3 protein-coding genes and 2 pseudogenes are annotated in these 3,917 nt (G+C 57.0%); 2 read left to right on the forward strand and 3 right to left on the reverse strand.

Annotation, left to right across the window (positions count from 1 at the left end; all coding sequences use genetic code 11):
* Positions 1 to 175 (forward strand): annotated as a pseudogene (locus tag B9H04_RS18450) (IS4 family transposase); the annotation flags it as partial.
* A 130-nt stretch (positions 176 to 305) separates the two neighbouring features.
* Here the strand turns inward: B9H04_RS18450 and B9H04_RS17585 are convergent.
* Positions 306 to 1,187 carry a hypothetical protein gene (locus B9H04_RS17585; RefSeq protein WP_049933559.1) on the reverse strand — a complete coding sequence of 294 codons (882 nt, stop codon included), beginning with the start codon at positions 1,185 to 1,187 and terminating at the stop codon, positions 306 to 308.
* A 223-nt stretch (positions 1,188 to 1,410) separates the two neighbouring features.
* On the opposite strand from B9H04_RS17585, the gene B9H04_RS17590 reads away from it, so the two are divergent.
* Positions 1,411 to 2,652: an RNA-guided endonuclease InsQ/TnpB family protein gene (locus B9H04_RS17590; RefSeq protein ID WP_049933558.1), complete on the forward strand. Its 1,242-nt coding sequence runs from the start codon at positions 1,411 to 1,413 to the stop codon at positions 2,650 to 2,652.
* Positions 2,653 to 3,580: 928 nt separating this feature from the next.
* On the opposite strand, the gene B9H04_RS18455 is transcribed toward B9H04_RS17590, so the two are convergent.
* Both B9H04_RS18455 and B9H04_RS19710 read right to left on the reverse strand, forming a co-directional pair.
* Positions 3,581 to 3,820 carry a type II toxin-antitoxin system VapC family toxin gene (locus B9H04_RS18455; RefSeq protein WP_049933556.1) on the reverse strand — a complete coding sequence of 80 codons (240 nt, stop codon included), beginning with the start codon at positions 3,818 to 3,820 and terminating at the stop codon, positions 3,581 to 3,583.
* A pseudogene (locus B9H04_RS19710) lies at positions 3,795 to 3,917 on the reverse strand (RNA-guided endonuclease TnpB family protein); the annotation flags it as partial. The pseudogene B9H04_RS19710 and the gene B9H04_RS18455, both read right to left, overlap by 26 nt.

Here is a 3,917-nt window from a genome sequence, read left to right on the forward strand (position 1 = left end):
GGCGACCTTCCGGTCGCACGCCCAGCTCATCCTCCATGAACTCGGTGAGTATCTCGGTTACTCGCCACCGCCGTTGCTGGAGCGGCTGATCGAGGACGCCCAGAAGATTCACCAGCAACGACCGATCGTACAGGAGACGCTCGCTACCGCTACACAACCGAGGTGTGAGTCTTAGCTAAAGACGAATGGTTGTCGGCTTCATCCACGGGGTCAAGCCCCGTGGCATTCGCCTCGACAGCCTGTAAACACCCCAAACCAGCGGTGCGGGGCCGTGGAAATCTTTGCCGTTCAGGGCGGAGAGGGTGTCAATTTGGGGTGCTGTTGACGATGCTGTTCCAGTCCGTTCGCGGGATCAGATGGACTGCGGTGAACGGTCGGCTGTCCGGGGTGTCCAGTTGTGGCTCGGTGACTGCGGGACTGCGAGCTTGCTCGAGTCCGATGTTGGCAGGTCGATTCTCTTCGAGCGTCAGCTCGCCATCGAGAATCATGACCTTGGTGTACTCTTCGTACGACGAGCACTGCGGGACGAAGGCTGTCCGAAGGAGTGACGGTCGCTCTGCGGGCGGGCAGCGTCCGTCGTGTTCCGTTATCCACGCATCGTAGCGGGGCCCCTTCTCGATTGTACTGTTCCAGCGTTCGGATTGGGTGGCTCCCGTTTCGAGGATATCGTTCTCGAATTGGGTTTCAGGCTCGTTGCTATCGCGCACTTGGTGTCGGTCACCGAGGTCGGCCTCTTGATCGGACGCGGGTGGGAGCTCAACAGAGAGGATCGGTTCAACAGGCGCCGGTTGCTCGTCGGTTGTTGCGACCCACACGCATGACTCCGTACAGGTCCGCTCGTTGCCGTCCGGGGTGAACGGAGCTGGCTGGGTGTAGCACTCTGCGCCTGCTGTCGTCCGCATCACCACTGGGCACTCGAGTAGTGCCCGAAGTCTCTCGGCATGTTGTGCGGATGTGGTTGCGATATGGACTGGCTCTGCGGCGGCGGTGAGTTGGCCGACAGTTTTGAGCACCACTCCCGGCTTGATGACGTTACTGGCGTTGGCGAGGACAGCAATCTGCGGTCCAGCGCGGGACACGTGGAAGCTAACTGGACCTCGTTGGTCGGCTCGGTCGCTGTCGATCGTGTAGCCAGCCGCCCGATAGGCTGTTTCGACTCGGTTGGTCAGTATGTCGTGGTTCGCCATTGCTGACGATTCAGCGCACTCAGGGAGTCATAATAACGGATTCGAGGATCAAACGGGCGTAGAGCACGTTAAACGGGCGTTCAGGGAATCATACGACCGTACACTAACCACGTGGTTTTTATCGGCGGACAAGACGAATACCCCGAGGCTTGACCTCGGGGATGAAGCCGACAACTCGTGATACAAACCACTAACTGAACACCTCACTAATCAATAGACAGCGATGGAACACAGTCACCGCTACCACGCTTACCCGACACAAGAGGTAGCGGCTGGACTGGAACACCATCTGGATGTTCATCGCCAGCTCTACAACCACGTCCGCTGGGACTACGAACAAGCCCCGGAAGACAATAAGCCGAGTGAGTACGACCAGAACAACAAACTTCCCGACTGGAAGCGAAAGTGGCCCGTCTTCAGTAAACTACACTCGAAGGCCGCCCAAGCTACCGTCGCACGCTTCTATCGGAACCTCTCGAACCTTCGCAAGAAGAAAGAGAAGGGATACAACGTTGGTCGGCTCAAACGGCAAGCGCCCACCGATTATCGAAGCGTCACGTACAACCAGTCTGGTTTCGACCTCGATGAAAAGAGGGGCCAAGACAGGTTCGCGTACGTCCGCTTCAGCAAAATCGGTTGGGTGAAGATTCGTTACCACCGCCCGATTCCCGACCACGCCACCATCAAAGAGGTCACCTTCAAAAAGGAGACGACTGGCGAGTGGTTCGTCTCCTTCGGCCTCGAAACCGACGACGCCGATCTCCCCGAGAAACCCGACGTAGAATCGCTGGACGCGAGCAACAGCGTCGGCATCGACCTCGGAATACTCAACTACATCCACACTAGCGACGGCAAAACCGTGGATTGGCTCGACCTCGAAAACGACTACGAGCGACTCGGACGCGAACAGCGTAAGTTATCTCGGAAGGAGAAGGGGTCGAACAACTACGAGAAACAACGAGTCGAAGTTGCCAAACTCAAGCGTCGGATTCGTCGGAAGGTGCTGGACTACCAGCACAAGATAACGACATGGCTCGTCCGCGAGTACGACGCCGTATTCGTCGAAGACCTGAACGTGAAGGGGATGCTTGAACAGTCGCACAACACTCGAAACAAGCAGGATGCGGCGTGGCGACAGTTCATCACCCTGCTCGAATACAAAGCAAAATTGTACGGCAGTCACGTCGTGCAGGTCGAAGCCCGAGGCACGAGCAAAGAATGCGCGTCGTGCGGTGTGGAGACAACGAAATCCATCTGGGTCAGGGAACACTCCTGTCCGTCGTGTGGATTTGAGACGGATAGGGACGCGAATGCGGCGATGAACGTCCTGCAGAGAGGCTTTGCTGAATTAGGGCTGGGATGGCCCGAAGACACGCCCGTGGAGACTGTGACCGCTACGGACACGGCTCACTTCGAGTCTGTGTCTGCAAGTCACGTCGTGGAAACGGGAAGCCTCGGGGCTTGACCCCGAGGCGATTCACATAATGAATAGACGTGCGCCGGCTGAGAGAAGAAATATATGCTAATTTTGTTTGCGGCCTTTCTGACCAAAATGACTATAATGTGAGTCTGAGAAGCGCCTGGTAATGACCAATCAAGCAATACGTTCTGATATACTTCCCGAGGCGCTGGCTGTCGCGCTCCTTGATGCTGGGTTTGATCAAGTCAGAACGCACGCCCGATATAAGTATCTCGAAGCGTTTGTCGATCGTGACGCAACGGAGCAAGAGCAAGCCCTCACGCGAAGTGAAGTTCAAGAGTACCTCGAAGCGACCTATCCCGATCTGGAGTTCAATTCACGGACGACGGGTAATACTGCGTTACGGGACCTGGTCGAAGCCGGGTTTCTCAACTGTAACGACCAAATGCAGACTTATCGATACTACTTAGTTTGGAGCGGTGCGGACGGCTCGGAGGGTGCCCAGTGTGGTTCCACTGGGGAGACCGCGATGGCGGATAGGAGCGATAATGATGGGTCGGTTAGCGTTAGTGGCCAGGGGACTGCTCTCCGAGGCACTGGTACTGTGGCCTCCGGTGAAGGAGATCAGACTTCAGCTGCAGCGTCGACCGGCTCTGCGACTACTGATAGTGCTCCTACCGGCTGGGTACCATCTGTACGCAATTTGTCTCAATCTTGGGTAGGTGCGTGGGCCACTCTCTTCGTACTGTTTGCTGGCGGGAGCGGTGCGTTCGTCACTGTGTTGTTGGCTCGGCTTGCGGTCCCATCATCGGTTGTGACCGGCAGTGCGGCAATCGCGTGGGGGCTACTCTCGCTTGCGCTCGCTGCGGGGGTAGTGCTGGGTGTGGGCTCTCTGGAGCGTCTCAGCGTCGCTGGCCAGATCTACTAGCAGAGCATTTCTGACAGGGGGCCTGTATTTCGGACGTGGTTGTGATCACTCTTGGCTTCGATACGGGAGTGTCGTGACATCGAAGGCATCGTAATGGCGGTCGTACGTGAGTACATGATCAACATCTAGCTCGTCCATGTGTGCAGCGACGACGAAATCTGTGAATGACGCATCGAGATCCGTCCATTCAATGAAGGTCTCTTTGGCATCGATAACGACGCTCTCGGGGACTGCTTCAAATTGGTGAACCGCCTTGGGGTCAAGCCCCGAGGCTTCCCGTTTCAACGACGCGACTTACAGGAACCGACGAAGACTGTCCTCCATCGGTTTCCACAGCGGTCGCAGTCTCCACGGGCGTCGATTCGGCCTGTCCCAGACCTAA

The organism is Halorubrum ezzemoulense DSM 17463 (assembly GCF_002114285.1).
Taxonomy (GTDB): domain Archaea; phylum Halobacteriota; class Halobacteria; order Halobacteriales; family Haloferacaceae; genus Halorubrum; species Halorubrum ezzemoulense.

Coding starts and splice junctions, on each gene's coding strand:
- B9H04_RS17590 (WP_049933558.1), top strand. CDS start 1,411: ATGGAACACAGTCACCGCTACCACGCTTACCCGACACAAGAGGTAGCG.
- B9H04_RS17585 (WP_049933559.1), bottom strand. CDS start 1,187: ATGGCGAACCACGACATACTGACCAACCGAGTCGAAACAGCCTATCGG.